Origin of the sequence: Agromyces chromiiresistens, from assembly GCF_029167465.1 — a bacterium.
Taxonomy (GTDB): Bacteria; Actinomycetota; Actinomycetes; order Actinomycetales; family Microbacteriaceae; genus Agromyces; species Agromyces chromiiresistens.
Genome location: NZ_JARFNL010000003.1, coordinates 285,736 through 308,309, shown reverse-complemented (window position 1 = coordinate 308,309; position 22,574 = coordinate 285,736). Strand labels below are relative to the sequence as shown.

Annotated in this window: 21 protein-coding genes and 1 pseudogene; 13 read left to right on the top strand and 9 right to left on the bottom strand. The window is 70.9% G+C overall.

From position 1 onward, the window contains the following. Positions 1–47: 47 nt before the first annotated feature. Positions 48–464 carry a YchJ family protein gene (locus tag PX701_RS07345; protein ID WP_275505896.1) on the bottom strand — a complete coding sequence of 139 codons (417 nt, stop codon included), beginning with the start codon at positions 462–464 and terminating at the stop codon, positions 48–50. Positions 465–722: 258 nt separating this feature from the next. Between PX701_RS07345 and PX701_RS07340 the strand changes: the two genes are divergently transcribed. Then, positions 723–1,457, top strand: a complete 735-nt coding sequence (locus tag PX701_RS07340) for an aggregation-promoting factor C-terminal-like domain-containing protein (protein WP_231431225.1) — start codon at positions 723–725, stop codon at positions 1,455–1,457. 29 nt (positions 1,458–1,486) lie between these two features. Here the strand turns inward: PX701_RS07340 and PX701_RS07335 are convergent, their stop codons facing one another. From PX701_RS07335 to PX701_RS07325, 3 genes are all read right to left on the bottom strand, one after another. Next, entirely contained in the window at positions 1,487–2,173 is a 687-nt protein-coding gene (locus PX701_RS07335) for an NAD(P)H-hydrate epimerase (protein ID WP_231431224.1), read from the bottom strand. Further along, a complete protein-coding gene (locus PX701_RS07330) occupies positions 2,173–2,466 on the bottom strand; it encodes a GNAT family N-acetyltransferase (RefSeq protein ID WP_231431223.1) in 294 nt (97 codons plus the stop codon). The genes PX701_RS07335 and PX701_RS07330 overlap by 1 nt, the downstream gene beginning before the upstream one ends. A 78-nt stretch (positions 2,467–2,544) precedes the next feature. Next, positions 2,545–2,916 carry an RNA-binding S4 domain-containing protein gene (locus PX701_RS07325; RefSeq protein WP_275505895.1) on the bottom strand — a complete coding sequence of 124 codons (372 nt, stop codon included), beginning with the start codon at positions 2,914–2,916 and terminating at the stop codon, positions 2,545–2,547. A 59-nt stretch (positions 2,917–2,975) separates the two neighbouring features. On the opposite strand from PX701_RS07325, the gene PX701_RS07320 reads away from it, so the two are divergent. The 5 genes and pseudogenes from PX701_RS07320 to PX701_RS07300 all read left to right on the top strand — a co-directional run. Continuing rightward, complete coding sequence (locus PX701_RS07320) at positions 2,976–3,425, top strand: NUDIX domain-containing protein (RefSeq protein WP_231431221.1); 450 nt, start codon at positions 2,976–2,978, stop codon at positions 3,423–3,425. Positions 3,426–3,458: 33 nt separating this feature from the next. Then, complete coding sequence (locus PX701_RS07315) at positions 3,459–4,082, top strand: CDP-alcohol phosphatidyltransferase family protein (protein WP_275505894.1); 624 nt, start codon at positions 3,459–3,461, stop codon at positions 4,080–4,082. A 107-nt stretch (positions 4,083–4,189) separates the two neighbouring features. Further along, complete coding sequence (locus PX701_RS07310; protein ID WP_231432343.1) at positions 4,190–4,603, top strand: FHA domain-containing protein; 414 nt, start codon at positions 4,190–4,192, stop codon at positions 4,601–4,603. Then, positions 4,603–5,292: a transcriptional regulator FtsR gene (ftsR, locus tag PX701_RS07305; protein ID WP_275505893.1), complete on the top strand. Its 690-nt coding sequence runs from the start codon at positions 4,603–4,605 to the stop codon at positions 5,290–5,292. Before PX701_RS07310 ends, ftsR begins: the two co-directional genes overlap by 1 nt. 111 nt (positions 5,293–5,403) lie before the next feature. Further along, positions 5,404–5,934, top strand: a pseudogene (locus PX701_RS07300) (MerR family transcriptional regulator); the annotation flags it as partial. A gap of 86 nt (positions 5,935–6,020) precedes the next feature. Here PX701_RS07300 and PX701_RS07295 read toward each other — a convergent pair. Then, positions 6,021–6,854 carry a ParA family protein gene (locus PX701_RS07295; RefSeq protein ID WP_231431219.1) on the bottom strand — a complete coding sequence of 278 codons (834 nt, stop codon included), beginning with the start codon at positions 6,852–6,854 and terminating at the stop codon, positions 6,021–6,023. 75 nt (positions 6,855–6,929) lie between these two features. Between PX701_RS07295 and PX701_RS07290 the strand changes: the two genes are divergently transcribed. The 3 genes from PX701_RS07290 to def are packed head-to-tail and all read left to right on the top strand — an operon-like array spanning position 6,930 to position 12,256. Continuing rightward, positions 6,930–10,334 carry a pyruvate carboxylase gene (locus tag PX701_RS07290; protein WP_231431218.1) on the top strand — a complete coding sequence of 1,135 codons (3,405 nt, stop codon included), beginning with the start codon at positions 6,930–6,932 and terminating at the stop codon, positions 10,332–10,334. Between the two features lie 37 nt (positions 10,335–10,371). Next, a complete protein-coding gene (locus PX701_RS07285) occupies positions 10,372–11,754 on the top strand; it encodes a MinD/ParA family ATP-binding protein (RefSeq protein ID WP_374201124.1) in 1,383 nt (460 codons plus the stop codon). A gap of 10 nt (positions 11,755–11,764) precedes the next feature. Then, a complete protein-coding gene (gene def, locus PX701_RS07280) occupies positions 11,765–12,256 on the top strand; it encodes a peptide deformylase (protein WP_231431217.1) in 492 nt (163 codons plus the stop codon). A 107-nt stretch (positions 12,257–12,363) separates the two neighbouring features. On the opposite strand, the gene PX701_RS07275 is transcribed toward def, so the two are convergent. Further along, entirely contained in the window at positions 12,364–14,196 is a 1,833-nt protein-coding gene (locus tag PX701_RS07275) for an AMP-dependent synthetase/ligase (RefSeq protein WP_231431216.1), read from the bottom strand. 148 nt (positions 14,197–14,344) lie between these two features. On the opposite strand from PX701_RS07275, the gene PX701_RS07270 reads away from it, so the two are divergent. The 3 genes from PX701_RS07270 (at position 14,345) to PX701_RS07260 (ending at position 17,485) form a co-directional block, all read left to right on the top strand. Further along, positions 14,345–15,295: an ROK family glucokinase gene (locus tag PX701_RS07270; protein WP_231431215.1), complete on the top strand. Its 951-nt coding sequence runs from the start codon at positions 14,345–14,347 to the stop codon at positions 15,293–15,295. A 50-nt stretch (positions 15,296–15,345) separates the two neighbouring features. After that, on the top strand, positions 15,346–16,035 hold the full coding sequence (locus PX701_RS07265) for a lysophospholipid acyltransferase family protein (protein WP_231431214.1): 690 nt from the start codon (positions 15,346–15,348) through the stop codon (positions 16,033–16,035). 79 nt (positions 16,036–16,114) lie between these two features. Then, positions 16,115–17,485: a class II 3-deoxy-7-phosphoheptulonate synthase gene (locus PX701_RS07260; RefSeq protein ID WP_374201123.1), complete on the top strand. Its 1,371-nt coding sequence runs from the start codon at positions 16,115–16,117 to the stop codon at positions 17,483–17,485. 99 nt (positions 17,486–17,584) lie between these two features. Here PX701_RS07260 and pknB read toward each other — a convergent pair whose 3' ends face one another. Together pknB and PX701_RS07250 are read right to left on the bottom strand one after the other, a co-directional pair. Further along, entirely contained in the window at positions 17,585–19,498 is a 1,914-nt protein-coding gene (pknB, locus tag PX701_RS07255) for a Stk1 family PASTA domain-containing Ser/Thr kinase (RefSeq protein ID WP_275505892.1), read from the bottom strand. A gap of 108 nt (positions 19,499–19,606) precedes the next feature. Further along, positions 19,607–20,842, bottom strand: a complete 1,236-nt coding sequence (locus PX701_RS07250) for a muramidase family protein (protein WP_231431212.1) — start codon at positions 20,840–20,842, stop codon at positions 19,607–19,609. 240 nt (positions 20,843–21,082) lie between these two features. Here PX701_RS07250 and PX701_RS07245 point away from each other — a divergent pair, with 240 nt between their 5' ends. Beyond that, complete coding sequence (locus PX701_RS07245; protein ID WP_231431211.1) at positions 21,083–21,421, top strand: Rv2175c family DNA-binding protein; 339 nt, start codon at positions 21,083–21,085, stop codon at positions 21,419–21,421. A gap of 6 nt (positions 21,422–21,427) precedes the next feature. On the opposite strand, the gene PX701_RS07240 is transcribed toward PX701_RS07245, so the two are convergent. Further along, positions 21,428–22,540 carry a polyprenyl synthetase family protein gene (locus PX701_RS07240; RefSeq protein WP_231431210.1) on the bottom strand — a complete coding sequence of 371 codons (1,113 nt, stop codon included), beginning with the start codon at positions 22,538–22,540 and terminating at the stop codon, positions 21,428–21,430. Positions 22,541–22,574: the final 34 nt, after the last annotated feature.

Sequence of the window (22,574 nt, the reverse complement as noted above, 5' to 3'; positions counted from 1 at the left end):
GCCGCCCGCCGCCGCGCCGTCGGCTGCCACCCGGCTGCGGCCGACGCTCAGACGACCGAGTCGAGGTAGGTCCAGCGGCCGTCGAGGCGGGCGAAACGGCTCGTCTCGTGCTGGCTGCCGCGCTCACCGTGGTGGCGGTAGTGGGCGGTGAACTCGACGAGTCCTTCCCGGTCGAACGGGCCGCCGTGCTCGGCGCGCTCGATCTCGAGTCGGAGCCACCGGATCGACGGGTCGAGCTCGAGCGCGGCCGGTCGAGTCGTGGGATGCCAGGTCTCGAGCAGGTAGGCCGCGGCGCCGATCACGAAGGCCGTGTAGCGCGAGCGCATGAGCTGTTCGGCGGTCGGCGCATGAGCCTCGCCGTCGATGAGACGTCCGCAGCACTCGCCGAACGGGAGTCCGCTGAGGCAGGGGCAGCGATCCTCCGCGGCGGGGGTGGGGAATTCGGCGTCGTCGGCTGGGAGCATCCTCCGAGTATCGCGCGTTTCGCGGGTGCACCCATGAAGCGCACAGGGAGAACTGAGGATCCGTCCAGAATCGGCAGGCAGGGTGTCTGACTTGTGCCCGTGCTCGGGGCCGCCCCCACGAACGAAAGCCGAATCCGAGCAGCTCAGATACTTATGCGCAACCAGACTTCCCCCAGCCCCGAAACCGAATCCGCAGACCCCACCCTCGACCGCCCGCGCCGTGCCGCCCGTCGTCACCGCGGCTCCCGCCGTCGCCTCATGGCCGTCGGCGCGGTGTTCGGCGTCGCGCTCGTCGTCGGCACCGGCTTCACCGTGCAGGCCGCCGTGAGCGCCCAGGAGCGGATCGATGCGACGACCGCCCTGACCGAGGCGACCGGCGTGCACCGCGACCAGCTCGGCGCCTACAGCGCCATCGCCGCCGCCCGCACCCGCGCGACCGCCGAGGACACCCTCTCGACGGCGAGCGCGACGCTCGCCGCCGTCGACGGCAAGACCGACACGTCGGAGCTCGCCGCCTCGGTCGCCTCGCTCGGCGACTACGAACTGCTGCCGGTGGACGAGCTCGCCGACCTCACCGCCGAAACGCGTGACGAGGTCGCGAAGGCGACCGCGGCCGCAGCCGAGTACGACCGCGTGCAGGCCGAGAAGGCGAAGGCCGCCGCCGAGGCGCTCGCCCGTGCAAACACGCCGGACGGCGCCCGCGCGACGGCCCGCTCGATGGCGTCGAGCACGTATGGCTGGGGCGACGGCGAGTTCCAGTGCCTCGACCAGTTGTGGCAGAAGGAGTCGGGCTGGTCGTACACGGCCATGAACGGCTCGAGCGGTGCCACCGGCATCCCGCAGGCGCTGCCGGGCAGCAAGATGGCCACGATGGGCGCCGACTGGCAGACGAACGCGGCGACGCAGATCGCCTGGGGCCTCGACTACATCTCGCGGTCGTACGGCTCGCCGTGCAGCGCCTGGTCGCACTCGCAGGCCGTCAACTGGTACTGAGTCCGCAGTCGCGCGTGCCGTGACCCGGCTCAGCCGCGCTCGACGAGCGGGGTGAAGGCCGCGAGTTCGGGACCGAGCCCGAGGTCGACGACGTGCAGCTCGCCGGCGAGGTCGGCGCCGGGCTCGATGAGCAGCCCCGCCTTCGCCGCGCCGAACGTGACCGTGACGGTCGCCGGCAGCACGGTCGGGTCGGGCACGCTGCCGTCGTCGGGGTCGATGCCGCTCGGCAGGTCGACGGCGACGACCTCGGGGCCGGGCACCCGGGCGAGCACGGGCAGGATGGCGGCGACGAGCTCGCGGGCCCGCCCGCGCAGCGCGGGGTCGGCGCTCGTCCCGGTCCCCAGTACCCCGTCGACGATCAGGGATGCCTCGCCGGCACGTGCGGCGACGATCGACGCGTCGGCGCCGTCGAGCACCCGGGCGCCCGCCGTGACGGCTGCGGATCGTGCCGCGTCGTGCATGCGCGACCCGGTGGGGACGATCTCGACCGCGACTCCCTCTGCGGCGAGCTCGGCGGCCGCGTAGACGGCATCGCCGCCGTTGTCGCCCGATCCCGCGAGCACGAGCACGAGCGGCGAGCGCTCGGCCCGGCCGGCGAGTCGAGCGCGCAGGACCCCGGCGAGCGCCGCGGCCGCGCGGAGCATGAGCGGCTCGCCTCGTGCGAGGTGCGGCGCCTCTGCGGCGCGGACCTGTGCGGCGCTGTAGCCCGCGACCATCAGCCGAGCCGCGGATCGAGCAGGCCGCGCCGGTCGGGATGCCGGTCGAACCACTCCGAGACGTACCAGCAGCTGGGCACGATGTGCCGGTTCGAGCCCGCCTCGACGTCGTCGACCGCGAACGCGACGACCTCGGAGGCCAGGCCCGAGCCGCGGTACGCCGGATTCGTGAACGTCCGCGTGAAGGCCACGGCGTCGCCGAGCACCCGGTAGTCGAGCACGCTCGCGATCGTGCCGTCGACCCGCAGGACATAGCGACGCGCGTCGGGTTCGTGGGTGAGTTCCTTGTGCACGAGCGACAGGCTACGCCCGGACCCGCGCTCGTGCGGCAGCGGCACCGGCCGTTCGCGCTCCGCGGCGTCGGCGGCCGGTCATCGCCCGCGCAGTCGATCGAGGTCGCGCCGCTCGCGTTTGGTCGGTCGGCCCGCGCCGCGGTCGCGCACGATCGTCGCCGGGAGCTCCGCCCGCGGGGGAGGCGGCGGGGTGCGGTCCTCGGCCGCCTCGGCGGCGAGCGGTGCGGAGACGCGCTTCGCGATCGTGCGGCGCACGATCAGCTGCCGGTCGAATCCCGCGATGCGCACCCGCACCTCGTCGCCGGGGCGTACGGCCTGGGCGGCCTTCACCCGCTCGCCGTTGACGCGCACATGCCCGGCACGGCATGCGGCCGTCGCCGCCGAGCGGGTCTTGTACTGGCGCACCGCCCACAACCATGCGTCGATGCGCACCGGTCGCTGGTCGTCCATCGCTCCAGCCTACGGCCGCCGCGCCTCGCAGACCCGCCGGCATGCGTCATGCTGGAGGGGTGACGGGTTCGAGCGGAGACGCGTGGGTCGAGGGGCCGGGTGGCGTCCGCTACTGGGGGCGATACGGCGCGGCCGGACTGCTCGCCGTGAGTCCCGCGGGCGAGGTGCTGCTCCAGCACCGGGCGGAGTGGAGCCACTTCGGCGGAACCTGGGGCATCCCCGGCGGCGCGCTGCACGCCGACGAGGCGGCCGTCGACGCCGCGATCCGCGAGGCCGGCGAGGAGGCCGGCGTACCGCCCGAGGCGCTCTCGGTGCGCTTCACGAGCATCCTCGACCTCGGATTCTGGTCGTACACGACCGTCGTCGCCGACGCGCTCGTGCGCTTCGAACCGGTCGTGAGCGACCCCGAGAGCATCGAGCTCCGGTGGGTGCCCATCGACGCGGTCGCGAGCCGGCCGCTCCACCCTCGATTCGCCGAAGCGTGGCCCGACCTCGCCGCGCGGCTCTGAAGCGGGACATCCGGCGCCCGATAGGATCGGTGCGTGGCTGGGGAGCGCGGGGGAGCCGTCGGTTCGGAGATCTGGACGATCCCGAACATCCTGAGCATGCTCAGGCTGGCCCTCGTGCCCGTCTTCCTGGTGTGCCTGGTCATCGGCGACAACGTCCTCGCGCTCGTGGTGCTCGTCGTCGCGAGCCTCACCGATCTGGCCGACGGGTATCTCGCCCGGCGCCTCGACCAGGTGACCCGGCTCGGACAGCTGCTCGATCCGGCCGCCGACCGCCTCTACATCTTCGCCGCGCTCATCGGGCTCGCAGCCCAGCAGCTCGTGCCCTGGTGGATCGTCGTGGTGATCGTGGCCCGTGACGTCTTCCTGCTGGTGCTCGGGGTGGTGCTCGCGAACCACGGCTTCGGACCGCTGCCGGTGCACCAGCTCGGCAAGGTCGCGACGTTCGCCCTGTTCTTCGGCCTGCCGGTGATCATGCTCGGGGCGGCATTCCCCGCCGTCGCCCCGGTCAGCGAACCCGTCGGCTGGGCGATCACCCTGTGGGGCGCGTTCCTCTACTGGTGGGCGGGTGTCATCTACGCGATCGAGACCGCACGGGTCATCCGTATTCCACGGGTGGCAGGCGACTCGCGATCCGATACGCTGGAAGAGGGAGGTTAGCCGTGGCGGATACCGACAACACACAGGCCGACGGGGCGGGCGAGGCCGAGTTCGAGCATGCGCACACCTCGTCGCAGCCGGTGGCCGACAACGCCGTCGACTCGACGATGGGGTTCAGCCGTGAAGCGGCGGCCCAGCTCGGCGCGGTCGACGCCGACATCTCGGCTGAGGAGCACGAGGCCATTGCGGCGCTGCCGTCGGGCTCGGCGCTGCTCGTCGTGCGGCGCGGCCCGAACACGGGTGCGAGGTTCCTGCTCGACACCGATGTCACGGTCGTGGGGCGTCATCCCGACGCCGACATCTTCCTCGACGACGTCACGGTGTCGCGCAAGCACGCCGAGTTCGTGCGGCATCGCACCGCGTTCGAAGTCAAGGACCTGAGTTCGCTGAACGGCACCTACTTCGACGGCGTGCGCATCGAGACGGCGCTGCTGTCCGACGGCGCCGAGGTGCAGATCGGCAAGTTCCGCCTCACCTTCTACGCCTCCCGGCGCGACCTGGCTCCGGTCGCGAGCGAGTAGTGGCCGGCACCGCGGCGTCGAGGCACGCGAGCGACCAGGCGCCACTGCTCGGCATCGGCCAGGTGCTCGCGCGTCTCCAGCCCGAGTTCCCCGAGCTGACGCCGTCGAAGCTGCGGTTCCTCGAAGAGCAGCGCCTCGTGTCACCGGCGCGAACGGCGGCCGGGTACCGCAAGTTCTCGTCCGCCGACGTCGAGCGCATCACCGTCGTGCTGTCCATGCAGCGCGACCACTATCTCCCGCTCAAGGTCATCCGCGCGCACCTCGAGGCGATCGACGCCGGTGAGACGCCGGCACTCCCCGGTGCCGCGAGCGCTTCCGGATTCCTCGCCGCGAAGCGCATGAACCGGGCCGAGCTGATCACCGCGGCCGGTGCGAGTGCGGCGCTCCTCGACGACGCGGTCTCGGCGTCGGTGCTTCCGGCGGCAGAGCACTATGCCGAGGATTCGCTCGGTGTGCTGCGCGCCCTCGTCGCGCTGCGCGAGGTCGGAATCGAGCCCCGTCACCTGCGCGGCGTGCGTGCCGCGGCCGAGCGCGAGGCGGCGCTCATCGAGCGTGCGATCGCGCCGTCCCGCCGGGCCGACGCCGCGGGCAAGGCCCGCGCCGGCGAGCGGGGGCGCGAACTCGCGACCGCGCTCGAGACGGTTCATTCGAGCATCCTGCGGGCGTCGCTCGAACGCCTGTCCAGATGATCGCGCGACACGCCGTGACGATCGGCCCGATATGTTTGGCGCGGACCCCTCGCCTCGGTAGCGTGGAACTCGCGTCGCCGAGGTGGCGGAGCAGAAGTGAGGGGCGAATCGATGAGTGAGACCGTGCGCTCGCGTTACGACCTCGGCCTGCTGTTCACCGACGGGATGCCCGAGTACGAGGACGGCACCGGTTATCGCGGTGCGATCGCCGCCCGGGCCGCCGGAATCAGCTACCGCCAGCTCGACTACTGGGCGCGCACGCAGCTCGTCGAGCCGACCGTGCGAGGGGCGGCGGGTTCCGGCTCGCAGCGGCTCTACGGCTTCCGCGACATCCTCGTCCTGAAGCTCGTGAAGCGCCTGCTCGACACGGGCATCTCGCTGCAGCAGATCCGAACCGCGGTCACGCAGTTGCGCGAGGCCGGCGTCGAAGACCTCGCGCAGACGACGCTCATGAGCGACGGCGCGAGCGTCTACCTCTGCACCTCCGACGACGAGGTCATCGATCTCGTGAACCGCGGACAGGGCGTCTTCGGCATCGCCGTCGGCAAGGTGCTCCGCGAGGTCGAGTCGACGCTCGTCGAGCTCGACACGCAGCCGTCCGATCCGATGGACGAGCTCGCGGCGCGAAGTCGCGCAAGATCTCCTGAGGCCATCGCCCGGCCGGGCGATGTCACACGGCGTCATACTCGGGGCCCGCTCGGCGGGTGCCGCGGCAAGTCGTCGAGCGGTCAGATCGCGTGCGACTCGACGGCGAGCTGATCGTCGGCGTCGTCGGCGATCCGGGCCGTGCGCAGCACTCGGTCGAGCAGCTGGTCGAAGTTCGCCGACATCTCCTCCGCGCTTTCGCCCGGCCACATGTGCAGCGGCTTCGCGGCGCCCTGCGCCTGCTGCAGCGAGGTGCGCTCGGGCAGCTGCGGGCTCAGCACGAGCGGGCCGAACATGTCCCGCAGCTCCTTGATGCGGAACTGGTGCTCGAGCGACTGCACGCGAGCGCGGTTGACGATGATGCCGAGCGGCTGCAGCCGGGGGGAGAGACCGCGGCGGATCTCCTCGATGGCGCGCAGCGCACGGTCGGCGGCCGCGACCGAGAAGAGGCCGGGCTCGGTGACGACGGCGACGCGGTCGCTCGCGGCCCAGGCGGTGCGGGTGAGGGCGTTGAGCGAGGGGGCGCAGTCGATGAGCACGAGCTCGTAGTCGGCCTCGACGTTGGCGAGCGCCTCCTCGAGCTTCCAGATGTCGCGGATCGACGGGTGCGGCCCGTCGAAGTTGATCGCAGACGGGCTGCCGATCATGACGTCGATGGTCGATTGGGGGTTCTGACGCGCCCAGCCGCTCGGCGCGATCGCCGAGCGGACGATCTTCTCCTTCGGAGACGCGAGCACGTCGGCGACGTTCAGGTGACCGGCGACTTGGATGTCCATGCCGGTCGAAACATCGGACTGGGGATCGAGGTCGACGACGAGGGTACGGACGCCGCGAGCGAAGGCCGCCGACGCCAGTCCGAGCGTGACAGTGGTCTTGCCGACGCCGCCTTTCAGGGAGCTGACGGAGAGAACGTGCACGAACAGATACGTTACCTTTAGTGCTCGGGCGATACCTAAACGTTCGCTGTGCGGATTCCGTTCGGAAAGGCTTGCATGTTCACGAAGATCCTGGTTGCCAATCGCGGTGAGATCGCCATCCGTGCGTTCCGCGCCGCCGTCGAACTCGGTGCGAAGACGGTCGCGGTGTATCCGTTCGAAGACCGCAACTCGCTGCACCGGCTGAAGGCCGACGAGGCGTACCAGATCGGCGAACCCGGGCACCCGGTTCGCGCCTACCTCGACGTGTCGGAGATCATCCGCGTCGCGAGGGAGTCGGGCGCCGACGCGATCTACCCGGGCTACGGCTTCCTGTCCGAGAACCCCGAGCTCGCCCAGGCCGCGGCCGAGGCCGGCATCGCCTTCATCGGCCCGCCGAAGCACGTGCTCGAGATGGCCGGCAACAAGGTCACGGCGAAGGAGCACGCGATCGCCGCCGGCGTCCCGGTGTTGAAGTCGACGCCGCCCTCGCGCGACATCGAGACGCTCGTCGGCCAGGCCGACGAGATCGGCTTCCCCATCTTCGCGAAGGCCGTCGCGGGCGGTGGCGGTCGCGGTATGCGCCGGGTCGACTCGAAAGACGACCTGCGCGCCGCGCTCGAAGAGGCGATGCGCGAGGCCGACAGCGCCTTCGGCGACCCCACCATGTTCCTCGAGCAGGCCGTGCTTCGTCCCCGTCACATCGAGGTGCAGGTGCTCGCAGACTCGACGGGCGAGACGGTGCACCTCTTCGAGCGCGACTGCTCGGTGCAGCGCCGCCACCAGAAGGTCATCGAGATCGCCCCCGCGCCGAATCTCTCCGACGACGTCCGCCAGTCGCTCTACCGCGACGCGATCGCGTTCGCGAGGTCGATCGGCTATGTCAACGCCGGCACCGTCGAGTTCCTGCTCGACACCGCGGGCGAGCGGGCCGGGCAGCACGTCTTCATCGAGATGAACCCGCGCATCCAGGTCGAGCACACCGTGACCGAGGAGGTCACCGATGTCGACCTCGTCGTCTCGCAGATGCGCATCGCGGCGGGGGAGACCCTCGCCGAGCTGGGCCTCGAGCAGGGAGCGATCAGGCTCCGCGGCGCCGCGCTCCAGTGCCGCATCACCACGGAAGACCCGACGGCCGGCTTCCGCCCCGACACGGGGAAGATCACCACCTACCGCTCGCCCGGCGGCGCCGGCATCCGCCTCGACGGCGGCACCATCAACCCGGGCGCACAGATCAGCCCGCACTTCGACTCGATGCTCGCCAAGCTCACCTGCCGAGGCCGCGACTACACCGCCGCCGTCGCGCGTGCGAAGCGTGCACTGGCCGAGTTCCGCATCCGCGGCGTCTCCACGAACATCCCGTTCCTCCAGGCGGTGCTCGAAGACCCGGCGTTCGTGGCCGGCGACCTCAGCACGTCGTTCATCGACGAGCGCCCCCAGCTGCTGCGCGGGCGCGTCTCGAAGGACCGCGGCACGAAGATCCTCAACTGGCTCGCCGACGTCACGGTCAACCAGCCGAACGGCCCCGCGCCGATCAGCGTGAGCCCGGTCGAGAAGCTCCCCGAGATCGACCTCTCGCAGCCCGCACCCGACGGCTCGCGCCAGCGGCTGCTCGAGCTGGGGCCGGCGGGCTTCGCGGCCGCGCTCCGCGCGCAGACGCCGCTCGCGGTCACCGAGACCACCTTCCGCGACGCCCACCAGTCGCTGCTCGCGACGCGGGTTCGCACAAAGGACCTCGTCGCGGTCGCGCCGTACGTCGCCCGGCTCACCCCCGAGCTGCTGTCGGTCGAGGCCTGGGGCGGCGCGACCTACGACGTCGCCCTCCGCTTCCTCGGCGAGGACCCGTGGGAGCGCCTCGCCGCCCTGCGGGAGGCGCTGCCGAACATCAACATCCAGATGCTGCTCCGCGGTCGCAACACGGTCGGCTACACCCCGTACCCGACCGAGGTCACCGACGCGTTCGTGCGCGAGGCCGCCGCGACCGGTGTCGACATCTTCCGCATCTTCGATGCGCTGAACGACGTCTCGCAGATGCGGCCGGCGATCGACGCCGTCCTCGAGACGGGTCACAGCCTCGCCGAGGTCGCGCTCTGCTACACGGGTGACCTGCTCGACCCGAGCGAAGACCTCTACACGCTCGACTACTACCTCCGGCTCGCCGACGACATCGTCGGCGCGGGTGCGCACGTGCTCGCGATCAAGGACATGGCGGGACTGCTCCGTCCGTCGGCCGCGGCGAAGCTCGTCAGCGCCCTGCGCGAGCGCTTCGACGTCCCCGTGCACCTGCACACGCACGACACCGCCGGCGGCCAGCTCGCGACGCTCCTCGCCGCAAGCGCTGCCGGCGTCGACGCGGTCGACGTGGCCAGCGCGCCGATGGCGGGCACCACGAGCCAGCCCTCCGCCTCGTCGCTCGTCGCGGCACTCGCGCACACCGAGCGCGACACGGGCATCTCGCTCGACGCCGTGAGCGACCTCGAGCCGTACTGGGAGGCGGTCCGCCGCCTGTACAAGCCGTTCGAGTCGGGCCTGCCCGGCCCCACCGGCCGCGTCTACCACCACGAGATCCCGGGCGGCCAGCTGTCGAACCTCCGCCAGCAGGCGATCGCCCTCGGCCTCGCCGATGACTTCGAGCTCATCGAGGACATGTACGCGGCCGCCGACAAGATCCTCGGCCGGGTGCCGAAGGTCACTCCCTCGTCGAAGGTGGTCGGCGATCTCGCGCTGCACCTCGCCGCGGTCAAGGCCGACCCCGCCGACTTCGCCGTGAATCCCGACAAGTACGACGTGCCCGACTCGGTCATCGGCTTCATGGCGGGCGAACTCGGCGACCTGCCCGGCGGCTGGCCCGAGCCGTTCCGCACGAAGGTGCTCGCCGGGCGCGACATCCGCATCGGCGTGACCGAGCTCACGGCCGACCAGCGCGCCGCGCTCGAAGCCGACAGCACCACGCGTCGCGCGACCCTGAACGCCCTGCTCTTCCCGGCGCCGACCCGCCAGTTCGAGCAGATCCGCGAGCTCTTCGGCGACCTCTCGGTCGTCGACACCGCCGACTACCTGTACGGCCTGCGTGCCGGCTCCGAGCACGTGGTCGAGATCGCGAAGGGCGTCCGGCTCTACGCGGGGCTCGAAGCGATCGGCGAGGCCGACGACAAGGGCATGCGCACCGTCATGACGATCCTCAACGGCCAGCTCCGCCCCGTGTTCGTCCGCGACCGCAGCATCACCGTCGAGACGCGAACGGCCGAGAAGGCGGATGCCTCGCAGCCGGGCCAGATCGCCGCGCCGTTCTCCGGCGTGGTGACGCTTCAGGTGGAGCCGGGCGCCGAGATCGCCGCGGGTCAGAGCGTCGCGTCGATCGAGGCCATGAAGATGGAGGCGGCCATCACCTCGCCGATCGCGGGCGTCGTGGAGCGCGTCGCCGTGCCCAAGACCCAGCAGGTGGAGGCGGGTGATCTGCTCGTCGTCGTGCGCGCACGCTAGGCTTGGCGTGGATTGGCACTGATGAGGAGGGGTATCGGTGGCTGACGAGACGCATGATCCGGGTCCGGTTGGCCGACGTGGCGTCGGTGTACGCACCGGCCCCGTCGACCGCATCCCGGTGTCGGGGTCGACCGGTGCGCACGCCGCGCGCCCCGATCTCGACCTGAGGGTCGACCTGCCGCCGGCGCCGGTGCACGAGGTGCCCGAAGACGAGGTCGCGGTGGCGATCGACGACGTGTCGGTGAATCCGGGCGCCATCGCGTCGGCCGACACCGGCACCCGGTCCGTCCCGATCCTCGCGACCGGCCTCCCGGCCGGGCGAGGCGCCGTGCACCGCGAGGCGTCGCCGTACAGCGCGCTGCTCGCCGCCGATGCGACGAAGCGCGCGCGAGACACCGAGCTCGACCACATCGCGCCCGCGAGCGGCGACGTCGCGATGGCCGAGAGTCCCGAGCCGGGCGCGCCGACCGAGGTTCCCGAGACGCCCGACTCGCTGACACCCGATCGCCTGATCGACGTGAACCGCACCACCCGGCCCGCGCCCGAAGGCGGACTCAATCGGTTCCTGTACGAGGCATCCCTGCACCTCGTGAATCTCGGCGACTCCGCCAAGGTCCGCGCGCACAAGGCGATGAACCAGCGCATCCAGAAGCGCTTCGAGGGCGGCGCGCGGTTCGTGCCCGTGCTCACCCGCAAGGGCGGTGTCGGCAAGACGACCATCACCGCGCTCCTCGGCATGGCCCTCGCCGACGCCCGTGACGACCGCGTCATCGCGATCGACGCGAACCCCGACCGCGGCACGCTCGCCGAGCGGGTCGACCGCCAGACCCGCGAGACGGTGCGCGACGTGGTCGCGAAGGCCTCGTCGATCGGTGGGTACACCGACTTCTCGAGATTCGTCTCGCGCGACGAGACCCGTCTCGACATCCTCGCATCGGACACCGATCCGACCCTCTCCGAGGCGTTCGACGACAACGACTACAACGTGGTCGCCGGGCTCGCAGCCCGGTACTACTCGATCGTCCTGACCGACTGCGGCACGGGCATCGTGCACTCGGTGATGCGGGCGACGCTGCAGCGCGCCGACTCGATCGTCATCGTCTCCGGCGGCAGCGTCGACGAGGCGCGGCTCGCCTCCGAGACGCTCACCTGGCTCGAGGCGAACGGCTACGGCGAACTCGTCCGCAACGCGGTCGTCGCGATCAACCTCGCCACGCAGGGCACCCACCTCGTCAAGGTCGACGAGATCGAGGCTCATTTCCAGTCGCGTGTGCGCGAGATCGTGCGCATTCCGTACGACCCCCAGCTCGCGGCCGGCTCGGTCGTGAACTGGCACCAGTTGCGCCCCGTCACCCGCGATGCGGCGCGCGAACTCGCCGCCCTCGTGGTGGAAGGCCTGCCCGCCGACCGCGGGCACTGATCGGAGAACATTGCCAGAGCGTCCCATCCGCCTGTTCGGCGACCCCGTCCTCAAGACCGTCTCAGCCCCCGTCGAACAGGTCGACGATCGCGTGCGCGCGCTCGTCGCCGACCTCGTCGACAGCGTGAAGCTGCCCGGGCGGGCCGGCGTCGCGGCATCCCAGATCGGCGTGAACCTGCGCGCCTTCAGCTACAACGTCGACGGCGAGGTCGGGTACATCCTGAATCCCGAGATCGTCGAGGTGTCGGGTGAGAAGGAGCTCATCGACGAGGGATGCCTCTCGGTGCCCGGACTCTGGCACAAGACGCCTCGCCACCCCTACGCGAAGGTGCGCGGCATCGACCTCGACGGCAACGAGCTCGTGCTCGAGGGCACCGGTCTCATGGCGCAGGCGCTGCAGCACGAGACCGATCACCTCGACGGACTGCTCTACCTCGACCGGCTCGAGAACGACGAGCGTCGCGCGGCGATGAAGGAGATCCGCGAGTCCGACTGGTTCTGACGATCGACGTCGCGCCGAGGCATCCGTCGTGGGGCCTCGTGCCGGTCGGCCCGAACACGACGAAGCGCCCCGCGGAGGTTCCGCGGGGCGCTTCGTCGTAGGTCGCGTCAGCTGACGATCGAGTGGCCCTCGGTCGCGGGTGCGCCCGAGTACATCGCCTCGATGTGCGGGGCGAAGTCCTCGAGGATGATGTTGCGCTTGATGCTGAGCTTCGGCGTCAGGTGCCCGCTCTCCTCGGTCAGCTCGGTGGTGAGGATCGTGAACTTGCGGATCGACTCGGCGCGCGAGACGTTCTCGTTCGCGGCGTCGATCGCGCGCTGCACCTCGGCGAGCACGGCCGGGTTCGTCGAGGCCTCCTCGAGCGACATGCCGGCGTCCTCGCCGTTGTTGTTGAGCCAGACGGGCAGCATCTCGGGGTCGAGCGTGACGAGGGCGGCGATGAACGGCTTCTTGTCGCCGACGACGACGACCTGGCCCACGAGCGGGTTCGCACGGATCGGATCCTCGAGGCCGGCCGGGGCCACGTTCTTGCCGCCTGCGGTGACGATGATCTCCTTCTTGCGGCCCGTGATGGTGAGGAATCCCTCGGTGTCGAACGCGCCGATGTCACCCGTCTTGAACCAGCCGTCCTCGAACGCCTCCGCGGTCGCCTCGGGGTTCTTCCAGTACTCCTTGAAGACGTCCACGCCCTTGACCTGGATCTCGCCGTCGTCGGCGAGGCGCACCGAGATGCCGGGCAGCGCCGGCCCGACGGTGCCGATCTTCGACTTCGTGGGGAGGTTGACGGTCGCGGGCGCCGTGGTCTCGGTGAGGCCGTAGCCCTCGAGGATCGTGATGCCGAGCGCGTGGTAGAAGTGGCCGAGTCGGGGGCCGAGCGGCGCGGAGCCCGACACGGCGTACTTGACGTTGCCGCCCATCGCCGCGCGCAGCTTGGAGAACACGAGCGCGTCGAACAGCTTGAACTTGAGCTTCAGGCCGAGCGGCACCGAGCCCTGTTCCTTCGCCGTCGAGTAGGCGACCGCGACGTCGGCGGCCGTGCGGAAGATCTTGCCCTTGCCGCCGGCCTCGGCCTTCTGCTCGGAGACGTTGTAGACCTTCTCGAACACGCGTGGCACTGCGAGGAGGAAGGTCGGCTTGAAGCTGCCGAGCGAGGGGAGGAGCTGTCGCGTGTCGGGCTGGTGGCCGACGCGCACGCCCGCGTGCACGCACAGCACCGCGATGAAGCGCGCGAACACGTGCGCGAGCGTGATGAACAGCAGCGTCGACGCGCCGTTCGGGTCGAGCACGACCTCATCGAGTGCGACGGCCGAGTTGCGCGAGAGTTCGACGAAGTTCGAGTGGGTGAGCACGCAGCCCTTGGGCTTGCCGGTCGAGCCCGACGTGTAGATGAGGGTCGCGATGTCGTCGCCGTTCGCGAGCTTGCGGCGGCGCTCGATCTCATCGTCGGGAACCTCGGTTCCGCCCGCGGCGATCTTGTCGAGGTCGCCGAGGTCGATCTGCCAGCTCTTGCGGATGAGCGGCAGGTCGGGATGCACCTCGTCGAAGCGGGCGAAGTGGTCGGGCGTCTCGAGGATGACGGCGATCGCGCCCGAGTCGCTCAGGTTCCAGCGGACCTGCGCGGGAGAGCTCGTCTCGTAGACGGGAACCAGCACCGCGCCGGCGAACCAGACGGCGAAGTCGATGAGCGTCCACTCGTAGCGCGTCTTGCACATGAGGCCGATCTTGTCGCCGGGCTCGATGCCGGCGGCGACGAAGCCCTTGGCGAGTGCGATGACCTGGTCGTAGAACTCGCGCGTCGTCACCGGGCTCCAGCCGCCGTCGGCGGTGGGCCGGGAGAACAGCACCGAATCGGGCGTCGCCGCGAGGCGGTCGACGAGCAGGTCGGTGGTGTTCGCCGTAGGGTCGGGCGCGACCACGGCGGGCGTGGAGAATTCGATCACGGTAGCTCCTTCGGTACCGAGTGGATCGCGCCCGGCTCGGGTACCTGCGCGACCTCGGCTTTGGGGTCTACTACACTCTAGTCGTTGCGCGCGCGGCCCCGTTCCGGCGCGACCCCAGCCCCGTCCCCCTCTGAAAGGCGGCGTCAGCGTGCACGCGATCGGTATCGACATCGGTGGAACGAAGATCGCCGGCGCAGTCGTCGACGAGCTCGGCGCGATCGTGCGCAGCGATCGGGTGCCGACCCCCGCCGGTGACGCGCCGGCGCTCGAACGTGCCGTCGTCGAGATGATCGCCGGCCTCCGCGGCTCCGACGACATCGAGGCCGTCGGCGTCGCCGCGGCGGGCTTCGTCGACGCGGCGCAGTCGACCCTCTACTACGCCCCGAACATCGACTGGCGCAACGAGCCGTTGCGCGAGAAGCTCGAGGCGCAGGTCGGCGGCACCGTCGTCGTCGACAACGACGCGAACGCCGCCGGGTGGGCAGAGTTCCGCTTCGGCGCCGGCCGGCTCGTGAGCGACATGGTGATGCTCACGATCGGTACCGGCGTCGGCGGCGCGATCGTCGCGAACGACCGCCTCTTCCGAGGCGGGTTCGGCGCGGGCGCCGAGCTCGGTCACCTCCGGGTCGTGCCCGACGGCCTCGCGTGCGGGTGCGGCCAGCGCGGCTGCATCGAGCAGTACGGTTCGGGGCGGGCCCTCCTGCGCATGGCGGGCGAGATCGCCGACGCGGGCGGTATCGGCCAGTCGCTGGCACGGGCGCGCGCCGAGCACGGCGCACTCGACGGCACGATCGTCGGCGGGCTCATCGAAGCGGGCGACCCGGGCGCCATCGCCGCCCTCCGCCAGCTCGGCCACTGGCTCGGAGCGGCGTCCGCGAGTCTCTCCGCGGTGCTCGATCCGCAGCGATTCGTGTTCGGCGGAGGCGTCGCGGTCGCCGGCGAGCTGCTGCTCGAGCCCATCCGCGAGGCGTATCTCGAGCACCTGCCCGCTCGCGGCTACCACCCCGAGCCCGACTTCGTCATCGCCGAGCTCGTGAACGACGCCGGCGTCGTCGGCGCTGCCGACCTCGCCCGCGTGTGGGTCGCCGAACACTCCTGAGCCACCCGGCGTTAAGCTGAGTCGATGTCTCACGGGAAGGGAGCCGCGCGGTGTTCTACTGGATCATGAAGCACCTCGTGGTCGGGCCGATCCTGCTCTCGATCTTCCGGCCGTGGGTCGTCGGGCTCGAGAACGTGCCGAAGGAGGGTGCCGTGGTGCTCGCCTCGAACCACCTCTCGTTCATCGACTCGATCTTCCTGCCGCTCGTCGTCGACCGCCCCGTCGTGTTCCTCGCGAAGAGCGAGTACTTCACCGGCAAGGGGCTCAAGGGCTGGGCGACGCGCATGTTCTTCCAGGCCGCGGGGCAGCTGCCGATCGACCGTTCGGGCGGCAAGGCGTCCGAGGCATCCCTGAACACCGGCCTCCGGGTGCTGGCAGAGGGCAGCATCCTCGGCATCTACCCCGAGGGCACTCGCAGCCCCGACGGCAAGCTCTACCGGGGGCGCACGGGCGTCGCCCGCATGGTCCTCGAGTCGGGCGCACCGGTCGTCCCGGTCGCGATGATCGGCACCGAGCACGTCATGCCGATCGGCACGCGACTGCCGCGCGTGCGCCGGATCGGCATCATCGTCGGCGAGCCGATCGACTTCTCCCGGTTCGAGGGTCTGGAGGGCGATCGCTTCGTGTTGCGTTCCGTGACGGACGAGCTCGTGTACGCCCTGCGCGGCCTGAGCGGGCAGGAGTACGTCGACGTGTACGCCTCCAGCGTGAAGGAGCAGCGGGCCTCGCAATCGCGGTAGGCTCGGAGGGCGGCGGCGCGACGTGCGTCGCCGTTCCGCTTTCCGGCGCCGTGGCGCCCGCACCCTCCAGGACAGCCCAGTGGTACAGCTCGTCGAGCCCATCGTCAACGCAGATCCCTCCGTGATCGCGGGGCTCGACTATTGGCGCGACCTGCCGATCAAGCAGCAGCCCACCTGGCCCGACGCGGAGGCCGCCCGCGCCGCCTCGGCCGAGCTCGCCACGCTGCCGCCGCTGGTCTTCGCGGGCGAGGTCGACACGATGCGCGAACGGCTCGCGGCCGCGTCGCGCGGCGAGGCGTTCCTGCTGCAGGGCGGCGACTGCGCCGAGACCTTCGCGGGCGCGACCGCCGACCAGATCCGCAACCGGGTGAAGACCGTGCTGCAGATGGCCGTGGTGCTCACCTACGGCGCCTCGATGCCCGTCGTCAAGATGGGTCGCATGGCGGGCCAGTTCGCGAAGCCCCGCTCGAGCGACACCGAGACCCGCGGCGACGTCACGCTGCCCGCCTACCGGGGTGACGTCGTCAACGGCTACGACTTCACGCCAGAGTCGCGCACGGCCGATCCGAACCGACTCATCCGCGGCTACCACACGGCGGCGTCGACGCTGAACCTCATCCGCGCGTTCACGCAGGGCGGTTTCGCCGACCTGCGCCAGGTGCACTCGTGGAACCAGGGCTTCGCGCAGAACCCGGCGAACTCGCGGTACGAATCGATGGCCCGCGAGATCGATCGCGCCGTGAAGTTCATGGACGCCTGCGGCGCCGACTTCGAGGCGCTCAAGCACACCGAGTTCTACACGGGCCACGAGGGCCTGCTCATGGACTACGAGCGCCCGATGACCCGCATCGACTCGCGCACGGGCACCCCGTACGTCACGAGCGGGCACTTCATCTGGATCGGCGAGCGCACCCGTGAGCTCGACGGCGCCCACGTCGACTTCCTCTCGCGCGTGCGCAACCCGATCGGCGTGAAGCTCGGTCCGACGACGACGCCCGAGACGATGCTCGAGCTCGTCGAGAAGCTCGACCCGAACCGCGAGCCGGGCCGGCTCACCTTCATCACGCGCATGGGCGCCGGCAAGATCCGCGAGGCACTGCCGCCACTGCTCGAGGCGATCAAGGCGAGCGACGCGAACCCGCTGTGGGTCACCGACCCGATGCACGGCAACGGCATCACGACGCCCACCGGTTACAAGACCCGCCGTTTCGACGACGTGGTCGACGAGGTGAAGGGCTTCTTCGAGGCGCACCGTGCCGCTGGCACGCACCCCGGCGGCATCCACGTCGAGCTCACCGGCGACGATGTCACCGAGTGCCTCGGCGGTTCGGAGCACATCGACGAGGCGACCCTCGCGACCCGCTACGAGTCGCTCTGCGACCCGCGGCTCAACCACATGCAGTCGCTCGAGCTCGCGTTCCTCGTGGCCGAGGAGCTCGCGTCGCGCTGAGCGGTCGCAGCAGAACGGCGCACGCCCCACGGGGCGTGCGCCGTTCTCGCGTCAACGGTGAAACCTCAGCAGTCGCACAGATTTGCACGAGCGGGTCGTTCAGATAGTAAGAGTTGCAACGAGGGCAATAGTGCTCCCGCGGACTGCTTGTGCAGTACCCGCCGGATCTTGCTCAGTAACCGTTCCGAGCCCAGGAATTGGAAAGTTGTAACTTACCTTGAACCCGGCGGCCTCGAGTTCGTCGATAGCGTCCTGAAGGTTCTTCCCAACGACACTCGGCACAGCGACGAGGTCCTGGCCCTTCGAGACGGTGAGCTCGACGGTCGAACCGGGGCGCATGGGGTCGTCGAGCCAGTCGGCGGTGACGACGCTGTCCTTCGCGACCGTGTCGGAGAAGACCGGCTCCTTGTACTTCACCACGAGCCCGGCGTCCTTGAGCTTCGCCTCCGCCTCCGCGGCGGGGGTGCCCTCGACGGGCGGCACGGCGCCGACCGACACGACGAGGGTGACGTCGCCGCGCTCGGGGTACGGCGACGGAAGCGGTGCCCCTTCGGCATCCAGCGCGGCGATGACGGAGCCGTTCTCGATCTCGGCGGAGAACTGCTTCACCGGGTCGAGCAGCGTGAACGCGGCGAGCTGGGACCGCGCCTCATCGAGGGGGACACCCACCACATCGGGCACGTCGAGCATCTGCGGCCCCTCGGACACGTAGAGCGTGACCGTCGAACCTCGGCGGGCGCTCTCGCCGCCAGCGGGGTCGGTGCCGGCGACCTGCCCCTTCGGGATCTCGGGGTCGGTGCGCGTCGCCGGATCGACGATGAAGCCGGCATCCTCGAGGGCTGCCGTGGCCTCCTCGGGCGACATCTTCGCGCTCACCGTCGGCACGCTCGCGTACGCGCCGGGGCCCGCGCCGAAATACCAGCCGGTGCCGCCCGCGAGTCCGGCGAGCAGCAGCACGAGGGCGAGGATCCAGTACCCGCGGCGCTTGCGGCGGGCGGCGCTCGCGGCGAGCACCGAGGCGTCGTCGTCGGGCTCGTCGTCGGACGGGGGCACCGCCGTGACGACCGGTGCCGCGCCGAGCACGCTGGTCTCCGCGGTCGGTACCGCGGCAGCGGCCATGGCCGACGGCAGCACCATCGTCGCCTGCGTCGTGATCGGCAGGTGCGATGCGCGCAGCTCGGGTTCGGCCTCGCGCAGCCGGTCGAGCAGCTCGCGTGCGTCGCGTGGGCGCTCCTCGGGGTCGCGACGGGTCGCCCAGAGCACGAGCTCGTCGAGCGATGCCGGAACGGCGGGGTTGCGCGAGCTCGGCGCGGGCACCTCGTCATTCGCGTGCTGGTAGGCGATCTGCATCGGCGCCTCGCCGACGTACGGCTGCTCGCCGGTGAGCATCTCGTACATCATGATGCCGACCGCGTAGATGTCGCTGCGGGCGTCGGCGACGCCGCGGGTGACGAGTTCGGGGGAGAGGTAGGCGATGGTGCCGAGCAGGGCCTGACCGGTCGCCGTGTTCGCGCTCGCGGCGCGCGCGAGGCCGAAGTCGCCGAGCTTGATGCGGCCGTCGTCGGCGAGCAGCACGTTCTCGGGCTTGAGGTCGCGGTGCACGATGCCCGCCTTGTGCGCGGCGGCGAGACCCGACAGCACCGCGTCCATGATGTCGACGGTCTGCTCGGGGGTGAGCTTCTTGTAGTCCTTGAGCAGGTCGCGCAGCGTGATGCCGGGCAGGTACTCCATGACGAGGTACGCCATGTCGGCGTCCTGGCCCTGGTCGAAGACGTTCACGACGTTGGGGTGGGCGAGTCGGGCCGCCGAACGCGCCTCCTGCACGAAACGCGTTTTGAACGTGTTGTCGTCGGCCAGGTGCCCGTGCATGATCTTGATCGCGACGCGTCGCTCGAGTCGGAGATCGGTCGCGAGGTAGACGGTCGCCATGCCTCCGCGGGCGATGCGCGAGCGCACCTGATAGCGGCCGTCGATCAGACGGTCGATCATCGGGTCCGCGGGCGCTGTGCTCACCGTTCGAGTCTACGAAAGGGCATATGCCGCAGGCCGAACAAACGCCGCCGACGCGCCGATCGCAATCCCATCGTGATCCTCAGGCGCCCTGCGCAGGTGACGGCCGGCTCAGCCGAGTTCGTCCACCCAGGCGCGAGCCTGCGCCTCCCACTTCGCATAGTGATCGGGATGCGCACTGTGCTGCACCGCCTGTGCGGCCTCGGCGAGCGGCATCGATTCCCATCCGGGAATGTCGAGGAGACCGGGCGCGCGCCCCACGTTGGGCCCGGTCGGTCCGCCGTAGAAGGCGGCGGCCGCACGATGGGCGTCGAGCACCTGCTCGGAGGTGCCCCAACCCTGGCTCGGCCGCTGTTGGAAGAGCCCTTGGGAGTCGCGGTCGCCGTGGCGGACGTTCTTCAGGCCGGACTCCTGCGCCGCCGCCGCGAGGGCGATGACGATGGCGCGGTCCGGCACGCCGAGCTCGCGGCCGACGTCGACGATGAGCTGGGCGTTCGCGCGCATCTCGTCGGTGAGTACGACGCTGACCGACGCGACCGTCGTCACCGGGACGGGGCGGGGGATCACCAGGCGCTGGCCGAGGCGGATGGTCGCCCGCTCGTCGAGGCCGTTCGCCTCGACGAGCGCGTCGACGCCGACGTGCTCGCGGGCGGCGATGTCCCACACGGTGTCGCCGGCGACGACGACGTGCACGTCGGCGGACGGCGTCGCCTCGCCCTCCTCGGGTGGCACGGGCTCGGTCCCCGCCGCCGCGTCCGGATCCGGCCCGGGCGACGGCGCCGCTCCCGGCGGCAGCACGACCTGCTCACCGGGGAAGATGAGCGACTGGCGGCCGAGTCCGTTCACGCGGAGCAGCTCTTCGAGGCCGACGCCGTATCGCGAGGCGATGCCGCTCATGGTGTCGCCCGCCGCCACCGTGTGCTTGGCGATCCCCTCGCGGCTGCTCGGAGTCGTGGAGGCCCGGCCGCCGGGCAGCGCCAGTCGTTGTCCGGGGAAGATGAGGCTCGACCAGCCGAGCCCGTTGTGCGCGAGTACCTCCGCGGTCGAGAGTCCGTAGCGCTCCGCGATGCCGCTGACGGTGTCGCCGGCGGCGACCACGATCTCTCGCGGCACCTCCGCCGTCGCGACGACGGGCGCTCGTGTCGCGCCCGCAGCAGGCGCCTTCGCCTTGGGCGACCGCTTGACGGGCTGCGGCGCCGCGTCGGCGGGCTGGGCGATGCCGAGGGTGACCGCGACGGCGCTCGCGACGGCGAGCGGAACGGTGAGCAGCCCCCGGATGCCTCGTGATCGCCCGCGACCGGACGGCCGGTCGTCGCGTCCGGCGGCGTCGTCGACGTCGTACGCCATGGTTCCCCCTTCGCCGGCCTGGTGCACCCGACTCCCGTCACGGTCGCACAGGGGCAGAGGCGAGTCAAACACCTCGCCGCGCGTCCGAGAACTCGGCTCGAGGGCCGGGGCTCGTGCTGCGTTTCCGGTGGTGCGGAAGCTCGCCGCGCGTCCGCCGACTCGCGGCTGCCGCCTGCGTTCCCGGACTCGGTGCGCGGTTCCGGCTTCCGCGTTCGCCCCCCGTCATGGCAGTCTTGCTTCGTGACCGATGCCGCCGAGACCACCTGGCTGACCGTTCCCGAACTCGTCGAACTCCTCGGGCAGAGCCCGTCGCGCATCCGGCGCCTCATCGATGACCGGCACCTCTTGGCCGCCCGTCGCGACGGCGTGCTCAAGGTGCCGTCGGTCTTCCTGCGCGACGATGCACCCCTGCCCGAGATCCACGGCACGGCCGTGCTGCTCTCCGACGTCGGGTTCAGTGACGCCGAGGCGCTCGAGTGGTTGCTCGCGGAGGAGGACAGCCTGGGAACGACCCCGATCGACGCGCTGCGCGCCGGCCGGAAGGCGGAGGTGCGTCGGATCGCCCAGGCGCTCCTCTGAGGCGCGTCAGCTCGATCGCCGGGTCACCGTCCGCACGAGTGCGCCGAGCTCCGAACGCGCAGCCTGGCTGAGCGGGGCCCGTTCGAGCACGGCGACCGCTCGCGCGGCGTGATCCGAGATCATCGACTCGAGCTCGTCGACGGCCCCGCATTCCGCGATCGTCCGCTGGAGCATGCGGATCTGGTCGGCGTCGAGATCGGGGTCGCCGAGGAGTTCGTCGAGCAGCCGGCGCTGTCCGGCCGAGAGTCGCTCCCGCGCGATCGCGACGAGCATGGTCCGCTTGCCCTCGCGCAGGTCGTCGCCACTCGGCTTGCCGGTGACCTCGGGGTCGCCGTAGACGCCGAGCAGGTCGTCGCGCAACTGGTAGGCGATGCCGAGCGGCAGGCCGAACTCGCGGAGCGCGGCCGACTGGGCGCCATCGGCCCCGGCGATCGCCCCGCCGATGACGAGCGGGGCCTCGATGCTGTACTTCGCCGACTTGTACACGATGATGCGCTCGGCACGCAGCCGCTGCTCGTCGTCGGGCTGCGCCACCCAGGCGCGCTCCTCGAGGATGTCGAGGTACTGGCCGGCCGTCACCTCCGTGCGCATCCGCATGAACTCGGTGCGCGCTGCTCGGGCGGCCGCACGATCGGGCAGGGCGTCGAGCCCCGCGTCGAGGAGTTCGTCGCTCCAGCCGAGCAGCAGGTCGCCGAGCAGGATCGCGGCGTCGATGCCGAACGCGTCGGCCTCGCCCGCCCAGCCCGACTCGGCGTGCAGCGTCTCGAAGAGGCGATGCGCCGAGGGGGCGCCGCGACGGGTGTCGGACTTGTCGATGATGTCGTCGTGCACGAGCGCCGCAGCGTGGAACAGCTCGAGGGCGGCGGCCGCGGAGACCACCGGTGCGAGATCGACCTCGTCGTCGGCGTCGAACGGATCGAATCCGCGCCCGTGCACGGCCTCCCACCCCCAGTAGCAGAACAGGGCGCGGAAGCGCTTGCCACCGCTGAGAAATCGCCGTGAGAAGAGGTCGAGCGGGTCGAGGTCGGGACTGATCGAACGGAGAATTGAGGTACGTTCGGCGAGGAAGTCCTCGATGCGTTCGTGAACCAGATCGACCAGCCGGGAACTGTGAGCCACCCGCCTAGCCTACCGAGGCGACGCGGGGCTAGAA

Bases quoted from the DNA above. Each gene is read 5' to 3' on its own strand.
- PX701_RS07345 (WP_275505896.1), bottom strand. From the start codon at position 464: ATGCTCCCAGCCGACGACGCCGAATTCCCCACCCCCGCCGCGGAGGAT.
- PX701_RS07340 (WP_231431225.1), top strand. From the start codon at position 723: ATGGCCGTCGGCGCGGTGTTCGGCGTCGCGCTCGTCGTCGGCACCGGC.
- PX701_RS07335 (WP_231431224.1), bottom strand. From the start codon at position 2,173: ATGGTCGCGGGCTACAGCGCCGCACAGGTCCGCGCCGCAGAGGCGCCG.
- PX701_RS07325 (WP_275505895.1), bottom strand. From the start codon at position 2,916: ATGGACGACCAGCGACCGGTGCGCATCGACGCATGGTTGTGGGCGGTG.
- PX701_RS07310 (WP_231432343.1), top strand. From the start codon at position 4,190: ATGGGGTTCAGCCGTGAAGCGGCGGCCCAGCTCGGCGCGGTCGACGCC.
- PX701_RS07290 (WP_231431218.1), top strand. From the start codon at position 6,930: ATGTTCACGAAGATCCTGGTTGCCAATCGCGGTGAGATCGCCATCCGT.
- PX701_RS07250 (WP_231431212.1), bottom strand. From the start codon at position 20,842: ATGGCGTACGACGTCGACGACGCCGCCGGACGCGACGACCGGCCGTCC.